This window comes from Marinomonas communis (assembly GCF_004363305.1).
Lineage (GTDB): Bacteria > Pseudomonadota > Gammaproteobacteria > Pseudomonadales > Marinomonadaceae > Marinomonas > Marinomonas communis.
Genome location: NZ_SNZA01000003.1, coordinates 435,959 through 454,010, shown reverse-complemented (window position 1 = coordinate 454,010; position 18,052 = coordinate 435,959). Strand labels below are relative to the sequence as shown.

The 18,052-nt window shown below is 45.8% G+C and carries 20 protein-coding genes; 5 read left to right on the top strand and 15 right to left on the bottom strand.

Annotated features, from left to right (window positions below):
- Window positions 1-13: 13 nt before the first annotated feature.
- The 6 genes from C8D85_RS11200 to C8D85_RS11175 form a co-directional block, all read right to left on the bottom strand.
- Window positions 14-1,507 carry an ATP-binding protein gene (locus C8D85_RS11200; protein WP_133562675.1) on the bottom strand — a complete coding sequence of 498 codons (1,494 nt, stop codon included), beginning with the start codon at window positions 1,505-1,507 and terminating at the stop codon, window positions 14-16.
- Window positions 1,508-1,512: 5 nt separating this feature from the next.
- Entirely contained in the window at window positions 1,513-2,232 is a 720-nt protein-coding gene (locus tag C8D85_RS11195) for a response regulator (protein WP_133562674.1), read from the bottom strand.
- Between the two features lie 42 nt (window positions 2,233-2,274).
- Complete coding sequence (locus C8D85_RS11190; RefSeq protein WP_133562673.1) at window positions 2,275-2,736, bottom strand: DUF1499 domain-containing protein; 462 nt, start codon at window positions 2,734-2,736, stop codon at window positions 2,275-2,277.
- 16 nt (window positions 2,737-2,752) lie between these two features.
- Complete coding sequence (gene rluB, locus C8D85_RS11185) at window positions 2,753-3,667, bottom strand: 23S rRNA pseudouridine(2605) synthase RluB (protein WP_133562672.1); 915 nt, start codon at window positions 3,665-3,667, stop codon at window positions 2,753-2,755.
- Between the two features lie 138 nt (window positions 3,668-3,805).
- A complete protein-coding gene (locus C8D85_RS11180) occupies window positions 3,806-4,426 on the bottom strand; it encodes an L-threonylcarbamoyladenylate synthase (protein WP_133562670.1) in 621 nt (206 codons plus the stop codon).
- A gap of 60 nt (window positions 4,427-4,486) precedes the next feature.
- Window positions 4,487-5,386 carry a PHP domain-containing protein gene (locus C8D85_RS11175; protein ID WP_244937001.1) on the bottom strand — a complete coding sequence of 300 codons (900 nt, stop codon included), beginning with the start codon at window positions 5,384-5,386 and terminating at the stop codon, window positions 4,487-4,489.
- Between the two features lie 18 nt (window positions 5,387-5,404).
- Here C8D85_RS11175 and C8D85_RS11170 point away from each other — a divergent pair, with 18 nt between their 5' ends.
- On the top strand, window positions 5,405-5,941 hold the full coding sequence (locus C8D85_RS11170; RefSeq protein ID WP_133562666.1) for a septation protein A: 537 nt from the start codon (window positions 5,405-5,407) through the stop codon (window positions 5,939-5,941).
- Between the two features lie 4 nt (window positions 5,942-5,945).
- Window positions 5,946-6,242, top strand: coding sequence for a YciI family protein (locus C8D85_RS11165; protein WP_133562664.1), 297 nt, complete (start codon window positions 5,946-5,948; stop codon window positions 6,240-6,242).
- A gap of 83 nt (window positions 6,243-6,325) precedes the next feature.
- Here the strand turns inward: C8D85_RS11165 and C8D85_RS11160 are convergent, their stop codons facing one another.
- Window positions 6,326-6,613, bottom strand: a complete 288-nt coding sequence (locus C8D85_RS11160) for an Rdx family protein (RefSeq protein ID WP_133562661.1) — start codon at window positions 6,611-6,613, stop codon at window positions 6,326-6,328.
- An 87-nt stretch (window positions 6,614-6,700) separates the two neighbouring features.
- Here C8D85_RS11160 and C8D85_RS11155 point away from each other — a divergent pair, with 87 nt between their 5' ends.
- Both C8D85_RS11155 and mnmC read left to right on the top strand, forming a co-directional pair.
- Window positions 6,701-7,252 carry a peptidylprolyl isomerase gene (locus C8D85_RS11155; protein ID WP_133562659.1) on the top strand — a complete coding sequence of 184 codons (552 nt, stop codon included), beginning with the start codon at window positions 6,701-6,703 and terminating at the stop codon, window positions 7,250-7,252.
- Window positions 7,242-9,209, top strand: coding sequence for a bifunctional tRNA (5-methylaminomethyl-2-thiouridine)(34)-methyltransferase MnmC2/FAD-dependent 5-carboxymethylaminomethyl-2-thiouridine(34) oxidoreductase MnmC1 (gene mnmC, locus C8D85_RS11150; protein WP_133562658.1), 1,968 nt, complete (start codon window positions 7,242-7,244; stop codon window positions 9,207-9,209). The genes C8D85_RS11155 and mnmC overlap by 11 nt, the downstream gene beginning before the upstream one ends.
- A gap of 22 nt (window positions 9,210-9,231) precedes the next feature.
- On the opposite strand, the gene C8D85_RS11145 is transcribed toward mnmC, so the two are convergent.
- A complete protein-coding gene (locus tag C8D85_RS11145; RefSeq protein WP_133562657.1) occupies window positions 9,232-9,561 on the bottom strand; it encodes a hypothetical protein in 330 nt (109 codons plus the stop codon).
- Between the two features lie 104 nt (window positions 9,562-9,665).
- Here C8D85_RS11145 and cysE point away from each other — a divergent pair, with 104 nt between their 5' ends.
- A complete protein-coding gene (cysE, locus tag C8D85_RS11140) occupies window positions 9,666-10,484 on the top strand; it encodes a serine O-acetyltransferase (protein ID WP_410174236.1) in 819 nt (272 codons plus the stop codon).
- Between the two features lie 74 nt (window positions 10,485-10,558).
- Here cysE and C8D85_RS11135 read toward each other — a convergent pair whose 3' ends face one another.
- The 7 genes from C8D85_RS11135 to C8D85_RS11105 all read right to left on the bottom strand — a co-directional run bounded on the left by C8D85_RS11135 (window position 10,559) and on the right by C8D85_RS11105 (window position 18,045).
- Window positions 10,559-10,792 carry a YheU family protein gene (locus tag C8D85_RS11135; protein WP_133562656.1) on the bottom strand — a complete coding sequence of 78 codons (234 nt, stop codon included), beginning with the start codon at window positions 10,790-10,792 and terminating at the stop codon, window positions 10,559-10,561.
- A 1-nt stretch (window position 10,793) separates the two neighbouring features.
- On the bottom strand, window positions 10,794-12,830 hold the full coding sequence (gene ligA, locus C8D85_RS11130) for an NAD-dependent DNA ligase LigA (protein ID WP_133562654.1): 2,037 nt from the start codon (window positions 12,828-12,830) through the stop codon (window positions 10,794-10,796).
- 66 nt (window positions 12,831-12,896) lie between these two features.
- Window positions 12,897-13,940, bottom strand: a complete 1,044-nt coding sequence (gene zipA / locus C8D85_RS11125; protein ID WP_133562652.1) for a cell division protein ZipA — start codon at window positions 13,938-13,940, stop codon at window positions 12,897-12,899.
- Between the two features lie 65 nt (window positions 13,941-14,005).
- Window positions 14,006-15,184 carry a c-type cytochrome biogenesis protein CcmI gene (gene ccmI / locus C8D85_RS11120; RefSeq protein WP_133562650.1) on the bottom strand — a complete coding sequence of 393 codons (1,179 nt, stop codon included), beginning with the start codon at window positions 15,182-15,184 and terminating at the stop codon, window positions 14,006-14,008.
- Window positions 15,185-15,186: 2 nt separating this feature from the next.
- Window positions 15,187-15,600, bottom strand: a complete 414-nt coding sequence (locus C8D85_RS11115; RefSeq protein WP_133562648.1) for a cytochrome c-type biogenesis protein — start codon at window positions 15,598-15,600, stop codon at window positions 15,187-15,189.
- A complete protein-coding gene (locus C8D85_RS11110; protein WP_133562646.1) occupies window positions 15,597-16,106 on the bottom strand; it encodes a DsbE family thiol:disulfide interchange protein in 510 nt (169 codons plus the stop codon). The genes C8D85_RS11115 and C8D85_RS11110 overlap by 4 nt, the downstream gene beginning before the upstream one ends.
- 1 nt (window position 16,107) lies before the next feature.
- Entirely contained in the window at window positions 16,108-18,045 is a 1,938-nt protein-coding gene (locus C8D85_RS11105) for a heme lyase CcmF/NrfE family subunit (RefSeq protein WP_133562889.1), read from the bottom strand.
- Window positions 18,046-18,052 lie beyond the last annotated feature (7 nt).

Below are 18,052 nucleotides of genomic sequence, written 5' to 3'. Positions count from 1 at the left end.
CAGCACCACACACCTAACCTAGGCTGTTTTGGTGCTGGCTTCGAGACCAAATAAAGCTAAACTTAGCTCCACCAAGCTCACTCCCCTCGATCAACACCGCACCACCATGCCAAAAAGCGATACGTTGAACAATGGCCAAGCCTAAGCCGTAACCACCTGACGCTCGAGTGCGGGAATTATCCAATCTCTGAAACGGTATAAACACCTTATCTCGATCTTCTTCAGGGATACCACGACCATCGTCTTCTATGTCAACCTGCCAACGCTCTTCGTCTTCGGTGAAGGTAATCGCTATGGTTGAATTTGCATACTTCGAAGCATTCAAAATAAGATTCTGCAGCGCTCTATGCAGGTGATGAGCATCAGCGTTCACCCACTCATCGCCATTTACGGTGACTTGCACATCGTATTTTTGAAGTAAGGCGTGATTGTGCTCAACAATCCCTTCTAAAATTTGTCGAATACTCGCTCGCTCGAAATTTAACGCTAGGGTGCCTTCTTCTAACTTGCCATAAGTGAGAACTTCGTCGACCAGTGTATTCAGCTCTTCCACATCGTATTCAAGTGCTGAAATAGAATGCTCAAGCTCTTCTGTGACATCATCCTTTAATACTTCAAGTCCAAACCGTAAGCGCGCAATAGGAGTTCTAAGTTCGTGAGAGATGGCGTTAATCATTTCACGCTGCACTTTGAGCAAACGCTGGATATGAGTTGACATAGAATCAAATGAATAGGCCAGCTCTTTCAATGTGCCAGAGCTGTCTACCACACCTTGCGGCAAAGTCCCTCTACCACGAGCAATTTGACGTGTGACTGTTTCAAAATGAAGGCGTTTGCGATCAAGCCCTAAGAATTCAATCCAGACTAAGACTAGCAATGCTGAAATCGATAGTACAATGAACAGTAAGACCGTCACACCAATAGAGAGGGATGATTTTTGTAGCACTTCTACTCGCCAAGCCTTGTCCGAAGCATCAGGCTGCCAGATAAACGCAGCATCTTGATCAGGTGCTTGAGAATAGCTAACTTCCCCTGCCCGCCATACAGGCGCTTGAATTTGCGTAACAACGATATTTGAAAGCCCATTCAATAACTGTAACTTTTCAGCAAGCGCTAAGTCAGATAACAAAAACCGCTGTAGTAACGGCTGAACACTTTGCAACCTCTGCCATTGAAGCTCACCAGCTAAAATTAAAGAGTCACCATCATAAACCGAAGCATAACCAGCCCCCTCCTCTAATGTTTGCTCAAATCTAAGATCAGGGCTATCGGAGACAGAACCAAGTGGCTTCCAAGTGTAAAATGATGCAGTGCTTAGGGTAGGTAAAACCGAGTTGTTCATCCGATACAACTGGGCCGTAAGTTCGACATCAGCAAGTAGTTGCTGAGAAAGATGACGTTGATGGTAGTTTTTCTGCAGCCATTCTATGACGGCAAAGCACACAAGCGATATGAGCACGCCCCCAATCAAAACATGCCGATAGAGGCGCCACATATCACTTCGCATGGAGACTATACCTCTTTTACAAACAGGTAGCCTTTACTACGAATCGTCTTGATTCGGCGAGGATGGATCGGATCATCGCCAATTTTTGAACGAATTCTAGAAATACGTACGTCAACCGAGCGGTCTTGACCATCGTATTCAATACCACGCAGTTCACTAAAAATCTCTTCACGGCTAAGGATTCGGCCAGAGTTGCTAGCGAGTAACCACAGTAGATCAAACTCTGCACTGGTTAGCTCGATCTCTTCTCCCTCACGCCATGCTTCACGGCGAGAGTTATCGATCACTAAGCTACCAAATTCAAGGTTTTGCTCTGCTTCTGCTGGAGCAGCCGCCAGATCAATATCTTGCGTACTGCGGCGCAATAGCGATTGGACTCTCGCTAGTAAAACGCGTGGTTTAGCGGGTTTGGACACATAATCGTCAGCACCAATTTCTAAACCAAGAATCTGATCGACATCGTCGCTGCGTGCAGTAAGCATTAGAATCGGTCCATGGTAGTCATTACGTACACTACGACATACCGTAAAACCATCCGCACCTGGCAGCATCAAATCAAGAATAACCAATGACGGCTGCTCTTCAACAATACGAGAAATCGCATTACGACCGTCCGGTTCAATATCAACATTGAAGCCATTTTTTTGTAAGTATTCTTGGGTCAACGTGGCGAGGCGCTCATCGTCTTCAACAATCAAAATTGATTGGGGTTCATTCGCGCTCATATTCTATCCTCGTCCATTTGATAATTAAGAAAGCCTTCAGGATCAATCTACTAGAAGATCTCGAATTTGTCTAACACGTTCTCGGTTGACATCAAGATCATCATAACCAACCCTAGAAGCAGATCGCACGTGCATCACACTGTCCGCTTCAGGGAAGTAAATTTCTAAGTCGTCTTTAAAACCGAAGAAGTCACTAGAAATCTCGAAGTGCGTATATCCTAAGCGACTACTGATAATCCGAGCATTACCAGCGTTTAGCAATGCCTGTTCAACATTTAACTGCGCCTGTTTGACACTGGTTCGGTAAATGATCGGTTCTACGAAATGCTGTTCATCTTCGGGTAAAGCTTGAGAAGATACACAATTAGGCATATCAGGGCACGGTGCCAACAGTCCGTCATTCACACCTAGGTGATCTGGCACCCCATTATTCATGTCTACATAGACAAAAAATCCAATTAGCATTGCAATGACAACTACTAATATCCATCGCACCATGCTCATAGCCTAAAATCCTCTTCTATCTAAATGAACGACGTCCTGGACGGCGTGGTTTGAATTCTTGCTGTTTTTCAGAAGCCTGCCAATCAAACCCTTTGTCGCGTCGTTTTGTTTTTGCCACACTGCCAGATACTCGGGCACCACTTTGGCGACGTCGATCGTGTTTCTCTTGCTGACTCTTTGGACCCGATACTTTATGTTCCAATCCGACAACTTCACACAAGGACTGCACATCCGTATCGTCCATTTCTACCCAGCGACCAACCTTAGCTTTCGAAGGTAAGAACACTGGACCAAAACGAACACGTTTCAAGCGGTTTACTTTAACCCCTTGGGATTCCCACAGTCGACGCACCTCACGGTTACGGCCTTCCATCAGACACACGTAGAACCAATGGTTGATACCTTCACCACCACCATCAACAATGTCTGTGAACTGAGCCATGCCATCTTCTAACAGCACGCCTTTCTTTAAGTTCTCAACATGCTCTTCCGTTACATTACCCATGACACGAACCAGATACTCTCGATCTATCTCTGTAGATGGGTGCATTAAACGGTTTGCTAGCTCACCATCAGTGGTGAACAACAACAGACCGGAAGTATTAATATCCAAACGGCCAACGGCAATCCAACGGCTGCCTCTAAGTTTTGGTAAACGATCAAAAACGGTTGGTCGACCCTCTGGGTCTTTACGAGTACAGACTTCACCTTCAGGCTTGTTGTAAATAATCACTCGACGCTCAACTTCACTAGAAGCTGTGGTTTTTACTTCAATACCATCAAGTTCGATCAGATCATCCGGGCGCACTCGATCGCCAAGCGTAGCAACGTTACCATTAACTACTACACGACCTTCACGAATACGGTTTTCCATCTCACGACGAGATCCCACACCTGCTCTCGCCAACACTTTCTGTAATTTTTCGTCCATTACGACCTCTTTCGGGAATGCTTCGCAGCAACCCAGTTATGTTAAATATCTAAATTAAACCCAGATACGCTAACCTGGTTAACTGTGCCGCATTATAGTCGGATCATAAACCAGTTGATAGCATACCTTACGCAGTTTTTACTCGAAGGGACTTGGGTCACCCGCGCCAACACGAAGTACTTCAATGGACTCTGAATCCATCGCAATAACGGTCGTTGGCTGCATACCACAAAAACCACCATCAATAACTAAATCCAATTGATGCTGCAACGTATCACGAATATCGTAAGGGTCCATCATAGGGTCCGTTTCACCCGGCAAAATCAATGAAGAACTCATGATTGGTTCACCCAATTCTTCGAGCAAGGCCTGCACGATTTTATTATCTGGAATGCGAATTCCAATGGTTTTACGCTTAGGGTGCATCAATCGACGCGGTACCTCTGATGTACCATTAAAAATGAAGGTATAAGGCCCAGGTGTATGATGTTTCAGCAAGCGATAAATCGCATTATCATAACGCGCGTAGGTTGAAATCTCAGACAGATCTCGACACACCAACGTAAAGTTATGCTTATCGTCTAAACGACGAATAGTACGTATTTTTTCCAATGCCGCTTTATCACCAATGTGACACCCTAGCGAATAACCACAATCCGTAGGGTAAGCAATCACAGCACCTTCACGAATCATTTGTGCTGCCTGCTTAATTAAGCGTGCTTGGGGGTTTTCCGGATGTATCTGAAAAAACTGGCTCAAACTTTTCTCTCCATAGCACCTCCAAAGGAGGTGAATTCATCAAACTCACGGCGGCTCTGGCTAAACCTGCCATTGATACCAAATGGGGGAAATCTCTTGTTCATGTACTTGAGTAAAGCGCCCAACTTGCGTCCACGGTCCAAAGGGCCCATGAAAGTCACTGCCTGCAGAGGCTTTGAATTCGAAGTCCCGAGATAATCGCTCTAAAAAGCGAACATAATCCGGCCTTTCGTTCCCTGAAGCCACTTCGATAGCATCGCCGCCTAGCGCTTTGAAATCTTGCATGATCGCTTTAAGTTTAGTCACTGTCAGCGGATATCGCTTGGGATGCGCTAAAACAAGCTCACAATTCGTGGCCGCAAGCTCTGGCATAATCTCTTCTAATTGAGGCCAAACATCACGAATTTGTCCCAATTTTTTATTGCCAAGGTAATGATCGAAAGCCTTGTTCATATCTTTTACGATCCCTTCAAGTATCATTACTTTTGCAAAATGAGGGCGACCTAGCTGACTTTCACCAGCTTCTTCCACAGCTTTATCAAACAAATCGGGTAGCCCTTTCTTCTTTAGCAAGTCTGCTATCTGACGGCCTCTTTCAAGCCTAACGGTTTGATTATGCTGGGTCCATTTCGCCATAATCGAGCAGTCGTCATCAAAACCTAACGCTACCATGTGTAAGGGAATTTTCTTCCATGCGACCGATAACTCACATCCATTCACAAGAGTCATGCCTAAAGACGTAGCCACACCTTTAGCCTCACTTAGACCTGCTGTCGTGTCATGATCAGTCAGAGCAAGCATTTGTACTTCTTGTTGATGTGCCAACTGGACAAGTTCAGTGGGAGATAACTTACCATCAGAGGCCGTTGAGTGGGTGTGTAAATCGATTCGCTGGTATCGGGTATCAGACATCAAAGGGGTATTTTTTCCGGCTATTGCTAGGTATGATCTTTCGAGCATACATAAACTGGCTTAACTATGAAATTACTATTCGACTTTTTACCCATTCTTGTATTTTTCTTGGTCTACAAAACAACTGGCGACATCATTATCGCAACGGCAGTTCTGATACCTGCCACCCTTCTACAAGTAGGCTACACATGGCTTAAATTCCGAGCTATTGAAAAGATGCATATTGTATCGCTCGCACTGGTTGTATTACTGGGTGGCGCCACGGTTCTGATGGGCGACGGCGACTTTATCAAATGGAAGCCAACCATTGTTAACTGGCTATTTGCCGTTGCATTCTTTGGCAGTCAGTTCATTGGCCATAAAAACATCATCGAACGCATGATGGGAGATAAAATTGAGTTGCCCCATAACACATGGCGAACCCTCAACCTTGCCTGGGTTGGCTTTTTTATTTTATCAGGGGCGGTCAACTTATACGTAGCGTTTAACTTCAGCGAAGACGTATGGGTAGACTTCAAACTGTTTGGTCTATTGGGCATGACCATTGTATTTATTATCCTGCAAGGCATTTACTTGTCTTCGCAAATGCAAAACAAGGACTAAAACAATGCTTTATTCAATTGTTGGACAAGACGTAGAAAATAGCTTGGCAGATCGATTAGCTGCGCGACCAGCTCATCTTGAGCGTCTGCAAGCCTTACGTGATCAGGGACGCCTTGTCTTAGCCGGCCCTAACCCAGCTATCGACTCCAATGATCCTGGCGAAGCTGGATTTACTGGCAGCGTAGTCATTGCAGAGTTCAACTCCCTTGAAGATGCTAAAGCTTGGGCAGAGGCCGACCCGTATGTGGCAGCGGGTGTCTATGCCAAAGTTGACGTCAAACCATTCAAACAAGTCTTTTAAATCGTCCTACTGAGCACGAAGCATTAGACACATACAAATAAGCGGCTACCTTAAGCCGCTTATTTGTTTAGCAGAAGCAAATACTATTCAGAAGTCTTAACATCTGAGTGGCCTAAATCTCGTTCAGGATCGATGACATCACGCATGCGTTGTTTTAGAACTTTCGCTTCAGGAAAGCCTCCTTCCGACTTACGGCACCAAATCTCTTCGCCATTAACTCGAACTTTAAAAATCCCACCTTGGGTTGGGATCAAGGTGACACTTTTAATATCGTCATCAAATGTCATCAGCAGTTCTTGAGATAACCAAGCCGCTCGCAGCATCCAACGACATAATGTGCAATATTCAATTTCAACCACTGCGGTTCTCATGTTTAGACCTCTTAAATCAATTTCATCTTGGCGTTCTTTAATGAACCTCCTAATATTATGGGCGCATTGCCAATAAGGAAAACTCTAATGAAAAAAAGTTTACTCACTTGTCTAGTGCTGTCAGCACTGAGCCTGCCAAGCTTCGCGACAGAGGTCGATATTCAAACAAGTTTAGGTAACATTCGTGTCGACCTAAATGAGCAAGCAGCTCCAAACACAGTTAAGAATTTCCTCCAATATGTTGATGAGGGCTTCTATGAAGGGGTTATTTTCCATCGCGTCATTCGTGGTTTCATGGTTCAAGGCGGTGGTTTTACAAAAGATCTAGGTCGCAAACAGACCCACAAAGCGATTGCGTACGAAGGCAACAATGGCCTCTACAATCTACGCGGCACTCTAGCTATGGCTCGTACCAGTGATCCTAACAGTGCCACCTCGCAGTTCTTTATCAACCAAGTGGATAACGGATTTTTGAACCATGGTGCTCGTGGTGGTGCGGGGTACACCGTTTTCGGACGTGTTGTATCAGGCATGAATGTAGTCGACCAAATTGCTAATGTCCCAACACGCACAATGGGCCCTTATCAAAATGTTCCAAGCACACCGATTACCATCGAGAAAATCACCCGTGTTAACTAGTTATCAACTTGAGTTGCCCGCTCTGGATTTTGGTGACGATGGTGTGCCAAGATCCAGTGCATTCGATGATGTCTATTTTGATAAAGACGCTGGCTTAGATGAAACACGCTATGTGTTTTTAGAACATAACCAGCTCGCTGATCGCTTTTCAAGTCTACGCCCGAATGAGCGCTTCACCATTGCCGAAACAGGCTTCGGTACAGGATTGAATTTCTTGTGTGCTTGGCAACTGTTCTTAGACAAGGCCCCATCTGACAGTTGGCTACATTTTGTCTCAGTGGAAAAATTTCCCCTTAATAAGGAAAAGCTGACCCAGTCACTCGCGATGTGGCCATCTCTTGCGGAGCTCGCTAAGCCTCTTATTGAGAGCTACCCTACTTTATGTCATGGCCTGCACACGCTTTTCTTACCTCAGCATAGAACCACACTAACTCTGTGGTTTGGCGAAGCCAGCGACGGCTTTAAGGCACTAGATGGAAGCGTAGACGCTTGGTTTTTAGATGGCTTTGCCCCAAGTAAAAACCCTGAAATGTGGAGTGAAGAACTGTTTCAGAACATTCAACGCTTGAGCGATCACACCACGACCTTTGCAACATTCACTGCAGCAGGCATCGTTCGTAGAGGCTTACAGGCCCACGGTTTTGATGTGCAGAAGGTCAAAGGGTTTGGCCATAAACGTGAAATGATGGTTGGTACGTTCACAAGTCACCAAGAAAGCGACCAGCACCCTACCCCAATCCAAACATCTAGGCTGCCATGGTTCCGAGCGAAACAGCCCAAAGCAGTCACCAAAGTACTGGTTGTTGGCAGTGGCATTGCCGGCGCAACCACTGCCCAAGCGCTGGCTAATAAAGGTGTTGAGGTAGAAGTATGGGAACAAGGAAACCAAATTGCAGGCGGCGCCTCAGGTAACGCGCAAGGTATGCTCTATCCCAAACTCGGCGCATCAGATACGCCGATAAACCGCTTCTATTTGAGTACTTATCTATTCGCAAATCGCTTTTATCAGTCCCTGCCTTTAGATCAAAAGCTGTGGCAACAATGTGGTTTGTTGCAATTTCCAAAAGATGATAATGAGCAAGCAAAGTTTGCGAAAACTCTCGCCAGCCAGCTCTATCCAGATAGCATTGTTAAAGCCCACCCCAAAGGGCTGGAATTGCCACTCTCTGGTTGGATCAAACCGCAAGCGGTATGTGAGCACTTACTTAGACACGAAAACATACAGGTTTCACTGAACACGTCGCTGACTCGCCTAGAACAACAAGGCGACAATTGGTTGGCGTTCAATCAGAACGAAAGCCTCTCGTACTCACATATTGTACTTTGTACCGCTAATGAACAATCAGCTCTTAAAGAGTGGCAAGATTGGCCAACCAAGCCCATACGAGGCCAGGTGACGCAGATCGCTACTAGACACCTAACGGCGGCTGACCAGCAACAAATTAGCGAGGTGAAAAGTGTATTGTGTGCTGAAGGCTATCTCTCCCCTGAACTAGAGGGGCATATTAACTTCGGCGCCACTTACGACTTAGGCAATCATAGCCTAGCCGTTTCAGAGCAAAGTCATATCGATAACTTAGAAAAGCTACAAGGCTTGTTAACAATTGATAAAGAGGCCATTTCTTTAGCTGACTGCAAGGGGCGAGTCGCTCTGCGCTGCACCGTTGCAGATTACGCTCCCATTGTCGGTCCTCTAAGTAATAAGGACACGCTCATTGATCGATACGCGCCGCTTAGACAAAATGCCAAATGGCAAACTTTGGATGACTGTGAGCTGCTCCCTGGACTGTACGTCAATCTAGGTCATGGTTCTCGCGGCCTAGTTAGCGCCCCGTTAAGTGGGTTCTATTTGAGCAGCTTGATTCTAGATGAGCTAGCACCATTTGAACAAAGCGTTATCGAGGCTTTACACCCTAACCGCTTTACTATTCGACAACTAAAGAGAGGGGAGGTTTAACCTCTCCTCTCTAGCCTGTGACTTAGATTTCAAATAAGTCGCAAGCACTCGGAATCAAATCGTCGAGTCGTCTAAATGTTTTAGGACGATACACAATGCTGGCCATTTGTGGATGCATCGCTCGAAGCTTATCACTTAATTGAGCCACTCCTGGGTTAATTGGCTCATAAGGATAAATATGGTCTTGCATGCTAAGTTTATGCAATTCATCTAATTCATCCTGTAACATCGACTTCATTGAGAAAAATAAATCTTTGTTGTTAATGTCATTTGTTTCCCAATATGCATCAGACAAAGCGCTATTAAGCTCGTAAAATATATGTAACGCATCAGATACGGTTTTTTGACTCATAGTGTCTCCATAAAGCGAGCATTCTGTTTACATTCAACCTTGTATTGATAGATGCTACCCCCATAACCACACTCTAGCCACGAAAACATGTAGGTAAATTGATTTTGAGTAACACAATCCAATCTGACGTGACCTTTGACAACTTGTGGCCATCGTTACAAGCTGAAGCTGAAAAACTAGCACAAGATGAACCCATTTTGGCAAGTTATTTCAATACAACCATTCTTCGACATGACTCACTAAGCTCAGCCCTGAGCTTCTTATTAGCCAGTAAACTGGACAGCATTTCCATTCCAGCCATGGTGCTAAGAGAAGTGTTTCAAGAAGCTATGGCGGACCCTAAATCGAAGATTGTCGAATGTATGGCACAGGATATTTTATCCATCAAAGAGCGTGACGCGGCCTGCGATTGCCTGACAACACCATTACTATTCTTCAAAGGCTTCCACGCCTTACAAACCTACCGTGTGGCGAACTGGCTGTGGAAAGAGGGACGTGAAAGCTTAGCCCTTTATTTGCAGGGCCAAATGTCAATGACCTTTGGTGTCGACATCCACCCAGCAGCAAAAATTGGCTGCGGTGTGATGCTGGACCATGCATCAGGACTCGTTGTCGGTGAGACCTGTGTGATTGAAGACAATGTTTCTATCCTTCAATCCGTGACCTTAGGGGGTACAGGTAAAGAAACCGGTGATCGCCACCCTAAAATTCGCTCAGGTGTACTAATCGGTGCCGGGGCCAAAATTCTTGGCAATATTGAAGTTGGCGAAGGCGCTAAAGTCGGCGCAAACAGTGTTGTACTAGAGCCTGTCGCGCCGCATACTACTGTCGCTGGTGTACCAGCCAAAGTGGTTGGTCGCAACAAAGAAATGGAGCCATCACGAGAGATGGATCACACCATCCGAAGCTGCATCCGAGAGTGATTACTTACTACGCTGGTTATTAAAACAAAAATGGGCTCCCTAGAAGCCCATTTTTATTAGCGGTCTAACATGTCTTAATCGTAACGTTGCTGCAGCGCACTTTTAGACACCAACTGTATAGTTTCACTTTCCGTATCAAACAGTAGCACCGCATCGCCAGACTTTAAGGCTCGTAGTGCCTGTTCTCGTTTCTGATCAAGGGACAGATCGTAATCGCCATAATCAGTACCATCCCGCGAAACAATGTCACTTAACACATTGTCTAGGGTTTCTGGTGCTAACGACTCAAAAGGAATAAGAGTGTCCAAATTATACTGCCCCCAAATCTAGCAACATTTGATGCAGCGCTTCTTCATCCATAACAGGCACATTAAGAGACTGTGCTTTTGCCAGCTTAGATCCCGCTTTTTCACCGGCGACAAGGCAATCCGTTTTCCCTGAAACCGAGCCACTCACTTTAGCACCAAGTTTGATCAGTGTATCTTTCACCTCATCCCGTGAATATCGGCTGAGAGTGCCGGTTACAACATAGGTTTTTCCTGCAAGCGGTTGCTCATCTGCATCGGCTTTTTGCGCCACTTGCCAAGTGATACCTTGCGCAAGTAAACCTTCGACGGTGGCAACGTTATCTTCTTGATCGAAGAACATACGAATATGCTGGGCTACAATCGGCCCCACATCTTCTACTTCAATCAAATCCGCTTCCGTCGCGGCCATCAACTTGTCCAATTCACCGAAGTATTGCGTCAAAGTACGTGCCGTCGCTTCCCCGACTTCACGAATACCCAACGCGTATACGAAACGGTTAAACAAGGTTTGCTTAGACTGCTCAATGGCATTCAGCAATTTCTCAACAGACTTGTCGCCCATTCGCTCCATCGCAAGCAAACGCGCTGGTTTGTCTTTCAATAGGTAGATATCGACTGGCGTCGTGACCAGCTTGGCATCCACCAGTTGTTCAATCAACTTATCCCCAAGACCATCAATATCCATCGCTTTACGCGACACGAAGTGCTTCAGACGTTCTTTTAATTGAGCACCACATACTAGGCCCCCCGTACAACGCTGCACAGCTTCTCCCTCTACACGCTCAACATCAGAGTCACAAACAGGACATTGGGTTGGGAAGGATACTTCTTGAGCATCGTCTGGACGGCGCTCTTCGAGGACTTGTACTACCTGTGGGATAACATCTCCGGCACGACGAATCACGACCCAGTCATTAATCTTGACTCCTAAACGCTCGATTTCATCCTGATTATGGAGCGTTGCATTAGAGACGGTAACACCACCTACGAAGGTAGGCTGCAAACGTGCGACCGGTGTTATAGCCCCCGTTCGACCAACTTGAAAGTCTACTCCCAAGATTTGCGTCACTTCTTCTTGTGCTGGAAATTTACGAGCAATGGCCCAGCGAGGCGCTCGCGCCACGAATCCAAGCTGTTTCTGCTGTGCAATACTGTCGACTTTATACACAATACCATCAATATCGTAACTTAGCTCATCTCTCTGCGAGGCCAACTTAGTGTAGTAATCAAGGCAACCTTGCACGCCCTCCACTCGAGCCATAAGACTGTTAGTCTTAAAGCCCCATTCGGCCAGTTGCAACAAACCGTCATAATGGCTTTCAGGTTGCTGCCAACCTTCCGCATAACCAATACTGTAGGCACATAACACCAATGGTCGAGAAGCGGTAACTTTAGGGTCTAGCTGACGCAAGCTGCCTGCAGCCGCATTACGTGGGTTTACAAAGGTCTTCTCGCCTTTTTCCGCGGCATTCTGGTTGAGCTTTTCAAAACCTGCTTTGGGCATGTAGATTTCGCCACGCACTTCAAGTACTGGCGGAGGATTATCGGTTCGCAGCTTAAGCGGCACAGAGTAAATGGTTTTTATGTTCGAAGTAATGTCTTCTCCGGTCAAACCATCGCCTCGCGTCACACCTCTGACCAGTTGACCATCTTCGTATCGAATACTAATCGCTAGACCGTCCAATTTTGGTTCGCAACAGTAAGTGATCTGAGCAGCGTTAGCCAACTTACGCACTCGTTCATCGAAGTCCACCATACTGTCGTCATCAAAGGCATTATCAAGTGACAACATTGGTACAGTGTGCTCCACGGAAGCAAAGCCATTGTCAGGCTTTTCACCGACACGTTGTGTTGGCGAATCCTGTTGCACCCATTCAGGATGAAGCGCTTCCATTTTTTGCAATTCTCGATAACAACGATCGTACTCAGCATCAGGCACCATAGGTGCATCTTGAACATGGTAGGCGTAACTGTAATCGTTTAGTGTTTTGGTTAACGCTTGAATGTCTTCCAAGGTGAAGGCTTGCTTGTCGCTCATAGTGCTCTCGAACAAATACAGATAAAAGAATCAAGGCTCCCAAAGGAGCCTTGTCTAGAAGATAGGTTAGGATTGACGTGCTTTTTTAGTGAGCTGTCTACGCTCGAAATCTTTGATACGCTGACGACAATGTGCAATGGTTTGCTCAGTCATCGGAGCTCGGCGTTCATCACGGAGCTCGCCACCTAAGTTACGAACCAACGCTTGGGCTGTTTCCAGCATGAAATCAAACGCCTTCATGCTGTTCTTAGGTCCCGGTAACCCCATGAAGAAGCTGACTCCAGGACAATCTGTTTCACCCATAGTATCCAGATCAAAAGTGCCTGGTTCGATAGCGTTCGCCATGGAGAATTGAATTTTGCCCTTATCAAAACCTTCCTCATGACGATGAAAAATATCCATCTCGCCATAGCGCATACCGCAATTTAGCACTAACTGCAGCAACTCCATGCCCGCAAAGGAATGATCTTGAGGCGCAAAAACGTTAATCACAATCACCTCTTCAATTTCCGCTTCCTCATCCTCAGTGACAGTTTCCTCTGAGATCGGGTTTAATTGAGAGGCTTGATCTAAATCGACACTTGAATAACTACGTTCTAAATCGATTTCATCCAATTCTTGTGCGGCGCTAGAAGAACTGTGGCTTTCATGGCCGACATCTAAGTCGTCATAGCCACTGTAAAGCACATCACCGTAGTCTTTATCCATTTGCGTAGAAGTAGCCTCTTCTCGGCTATCAAAACGCTCTGGAACAAGGGACTCTAACTCATCGAGTTCGAACTGATCATTGCGATCCAATTCAGGTCCGGCATCCACTTTATGAGGTAAATCCGTTAATGGGCCTCGCGCTGTTTTTCGAGCATTTTCAAAGGCATTCATGACCGGATCAGCAGGCTCAGCGGAGCGACTTACCGGACGAGCACCACCATTAGGCAGTTCACGTCTCAACATCGCTTCACGCTGACGCTCTTCAGGGTCATCGTATTCTTCATCATCACTTACCATCGCCACAGCCTGGGTTTTACGGTAACGACGATACCCATCCACTAAAATGCCAATGATAATGATGACGCCAATTAAAATTAGCCACTCACGCAAGCTAAAATCCATTATTAAAAGTCCGCTTTAGATCAATACATTACCCGTATTATCAGCCGAAGCGAGACTGGTTTCAATTATAAGGACACTTTGACCTTAAAAATCTTATCACTACGGCTAGGAACGGACAGCAATTGACCAACTATTTCACCTTGGCTTAAGTCTTGAGCCGACTTAGAAGCACGCTTAACGACGATATCCACACTGGGAACATCAGCAAGCGTCTTACCTGGCATTAAATTATCAATATTGGTTAACACTAACGGTGCATCAAATTCTTGAGCCGAGATGCGTTGAATAGCAACAGGCATCGCTTGGCCTTGAGTTCTAGCGTAAACCAGATAGACATCTTCAGGGCTTACTGCACCTTGAACAACGTCTAATTTCAACTGTAACCGATGAGAGATTAGAGCTGGAACCTGCTCCTCAGTAATTCCACCTTGTTTACGGGCTGCCGCTATTCCTGACAATAAATCGAAACGTTCCTGTCGATCCGTGCCAAGCTGTATCGCTTTTTGCCAAGTCAGGATAGCATCACGGTAATGCCCTCCATCGAAATCAATAATGCCCTGTAAGCCCAAGGCTTTCACATTATTAGGAGCGCTGACTAACACCTCTGCCACCACTTCTCGCATCGGTTGAGAGACCGTATTATGATTGGCATAGAACATAGCCTGAGCCAGTTCCACCTGGACATTAATACGATCGGCTGAGGCCTCATCTAACTTTTGCAGAACCATTCTGTAAGAAGCTATCGCGGCGGGATAATCTTGAGCCAACACTTGCTCACTGGCTAAATAATACCAATCCTCAGCTCGGTCATAACGCTCTACTCGATAGTTTAGAAATGTAGAGATATCCTCATCGTTAGCACTTTGATCCAGCATTTTTTGAGTAAAGCGTACATCAGGAGCAAATCCCAAACGCTCGTACAGGGTAAAAGCGCCCACGACAATAATCGCAACCATGGCAGCCAGCAGTACACGCGCCCAATGCACTTTTCTATTCAAAGCTAGCGCGCCATGTTCTTGGATGTATTCCGCTTCACTTATTACATCTTGCTGAAGCTGAGCTGCTTCATGGGCGGTCAAGCGTCCAGAAGCTAGCTCTTCGTCGACCTCTTGTTGACGAATTTTTAAGAAACTCTGCCCTGCATCGTCTTTCGGATCATCTTGACGCTGACGCAAAATTGTACGAAAAACATAGAGTAAGCACAGTACAGTGACTGCGATCATTATGATCCAAGCAGGCGTCATAATTAAGAATCCTTATTAATTCGACGTTGGTTTTTCACCATCACTAACACAAAAATAACAGCTCCAATCAACAGCAACGCAAATGGGCCATACCATAAAATCGCAGTACTTTGATCATGTACTGGGCGATAGAGAACAAATTCACCGTACCGAGCCACCATGTAGTCAACGATCTCTTCGCTGGTTTGACCCTCATTGATCATGGTGTAAATCTGATTTCTCAGGTCAATAGCAATACCAGCATTGGAATCTTCCAAGTTTTGATTTTGACACTTAGGACAACGTAGCTCTTCGGTTAACAGACGAAACCGCTGCTGATCTTCTGTGGATTTAAATTCCAATACTTCCATCGCGTAGGATGTGCTGACACACAGTCCTATCAAGGTTATGAGTCCCAGCCAAAAACATCGTGTCATTGCATGTACTCTTTTAAGGTCTGCCAAACTTCAGGATCAACAACACCTTGGTGTCGATATAAAACAGTGCCTTCTGCACTGACGACAAATGTTTCAGGAGCACCAGTGATCCCCATATCCACACCAAAATGCCCCATTTCATCCAGCAATACTAAGGAGTATGGGTTTCCTTTTTCAGCCAACCATTTCTTAGCCGCAGGAGTCTCGTCTTTGTAATCTACTCCAACAATATTGACACCTTGCTGGGCAAGTTCCCCTAGATAAGCGTGCTCAGCACTGCATGAAGGACACCATGTTGCCCAGAAATTCAATAAATAAGATTCATTTGGCATTGCTGTATTATCCACAACAGCGTCCGTGTCCATATTGATCAGCTTAAATTCCGGCATTGGCTTACCAATCAAAGCTGAGGGCATGTACTGCGTGTCTTTTCCCAACTGTTGGTAAAACACGACACCTAAGGCGACAAAGGCAATAAATGGAATAAAAAAAAGTAGTTTCTTCACGTTAATCTCCTGTCTTGCGGCGGTAACGTTTGTCCCAAGCGGCTAACAAGCCACCGGCCATCATCAGTAGACCACCTAGCCAAATCCAGCGAACAAAGGATTTGACGTAAATTCGAACTCCCCAAGCACCGTCTTCTAATCGCTCACCGAGAGAAATATAGAGATCACGAGTAAAGCCTGGGTTCAGTGCTGCTTCTGTCATCATCTGCTGACGAGCTTGGTATAAGCGTTTCTGGGGCAGCATTTGTGCTATGTTTTTTCCATCCTTAAAGACGTTGATCACTCCCGTATCAGCCGTATAGTTGGGACCTTCGACATGGCGCGTCCCTAAAAATTCAAAATCGTAGTCAGCGACTGTCACCCGATCACCTGGCGCCATACGGACAATCGTTTCAGTACTATTCATGCTGACAAAGATGACTCCAATAAGACTGACAGCAACACCAATGTGGGCAAGCTGCATACCGTAATAGTGTCGCGGCAGTTTACATGCCCGTTGCCATAATGATTGGCGATCAGTGATCACTTTGTCTAACCAATCTCTTACACACATCAATACTAGCCATAATGCAATGGCAAAGCTGAGCCACAAAAAGGCATCAAACTCATGGAACGTAAACACCAAAGCGGATAAAGCAATCGCTAATAATGCAGGCAGCCAAGCCATACGCCATAACAAAGCCCCCTTTGTGTTATGCCATTTCGATAGTGGTGCAATCCCCATAAATACAATCAACAACAATGCAATCGGACTAAACACGGCATTGAAATATGGTGCGCCGACAGAAATTCTCCCAAGATTAAAAGCATCGAAGATAAGTGGGTATAGCGTTCCTAATAGAACCGTTAGCGTTAAAATAGTGAGCAATATGTTATTGATCAAAAGCCATGATTCACGACCAGTCACGCCAAAGCTCACTTTTGACTTCACTTGAGAGGCTCTTAAGGCGTACAGGAATAAACTACTCCCGATAATGACCACCAACAGAGCAAGGATAAAAACACCGCGAGTTGGGTCTGAGGCAAACGCATGCACCGATGTTAGAACACCAGAACGAACAAGGAATGTGCCCAGCAACGATAAACTAAAAGTGAAAATAGCCAAAAGCACGGTCCAGCTCTTGAACACACCGCGCTTTTCAGTCACCGCTAAAGAGTGGATCAATGCGGTGCCAGCTAGCCATGGCATCAAAGATGCGTTTTCTACTGGGTCCCAAAACCACCAACCGCCCCAACCAAGCTCGTAATATGCCCACCAACTGCCCAGAGCAATACCGAGGGTTAAGAAAGCCCATGATACATTCGTCCAAGGACGTGCCCAGCGAGCCCAAGAAGCATTCAAATTACCCGTAATCAACGCGGCAATTGCAAATGCAAACGCAACCGAAAAACCAACGTAGCCCATATAAAGCATCGGCGGATGGATAATCAGACCGATATCTTGCAGTAAGGGATTTAGATCGACACCATCCATTGGCTGATCAGGCAGTAATCGAATAAAAGGTGAGGAAGTAAACAAAATAAAGGCCAAGAACCCCGTTGCCACAATCCCCAGTACGCTCAGCACCACAGGTCCTGTGCTATTAGGCAGAGAGTCACTTTTTACGGCCAGCCAAGAGGCCCACAAAGTCAAAATGGTTATCCAAAGTAATAGAGAGCCTTCGTGGCCGCCCCATACTGCGCTAATTTTATACCAAACTGGCAATAGACTGTTCGAGTGCTGACTGACGTATAAAACCGAAAAATCATCTTGAGCAAAGGCGATCGCCAAGATCACAAAACTGGCACAGGTCAGAGCGGTCATCACATACGTCAGAGGCTTGGCGCTCGCAAGTAAAATCGCATTGCGCAGAGCGTAGCCCGACATCGGCAAAACAGCTAAGCCTAACGCAAACATCATGGCAAGAATCAAAAAGTAATGCCCAATTTCAGGAAGCATGATCATA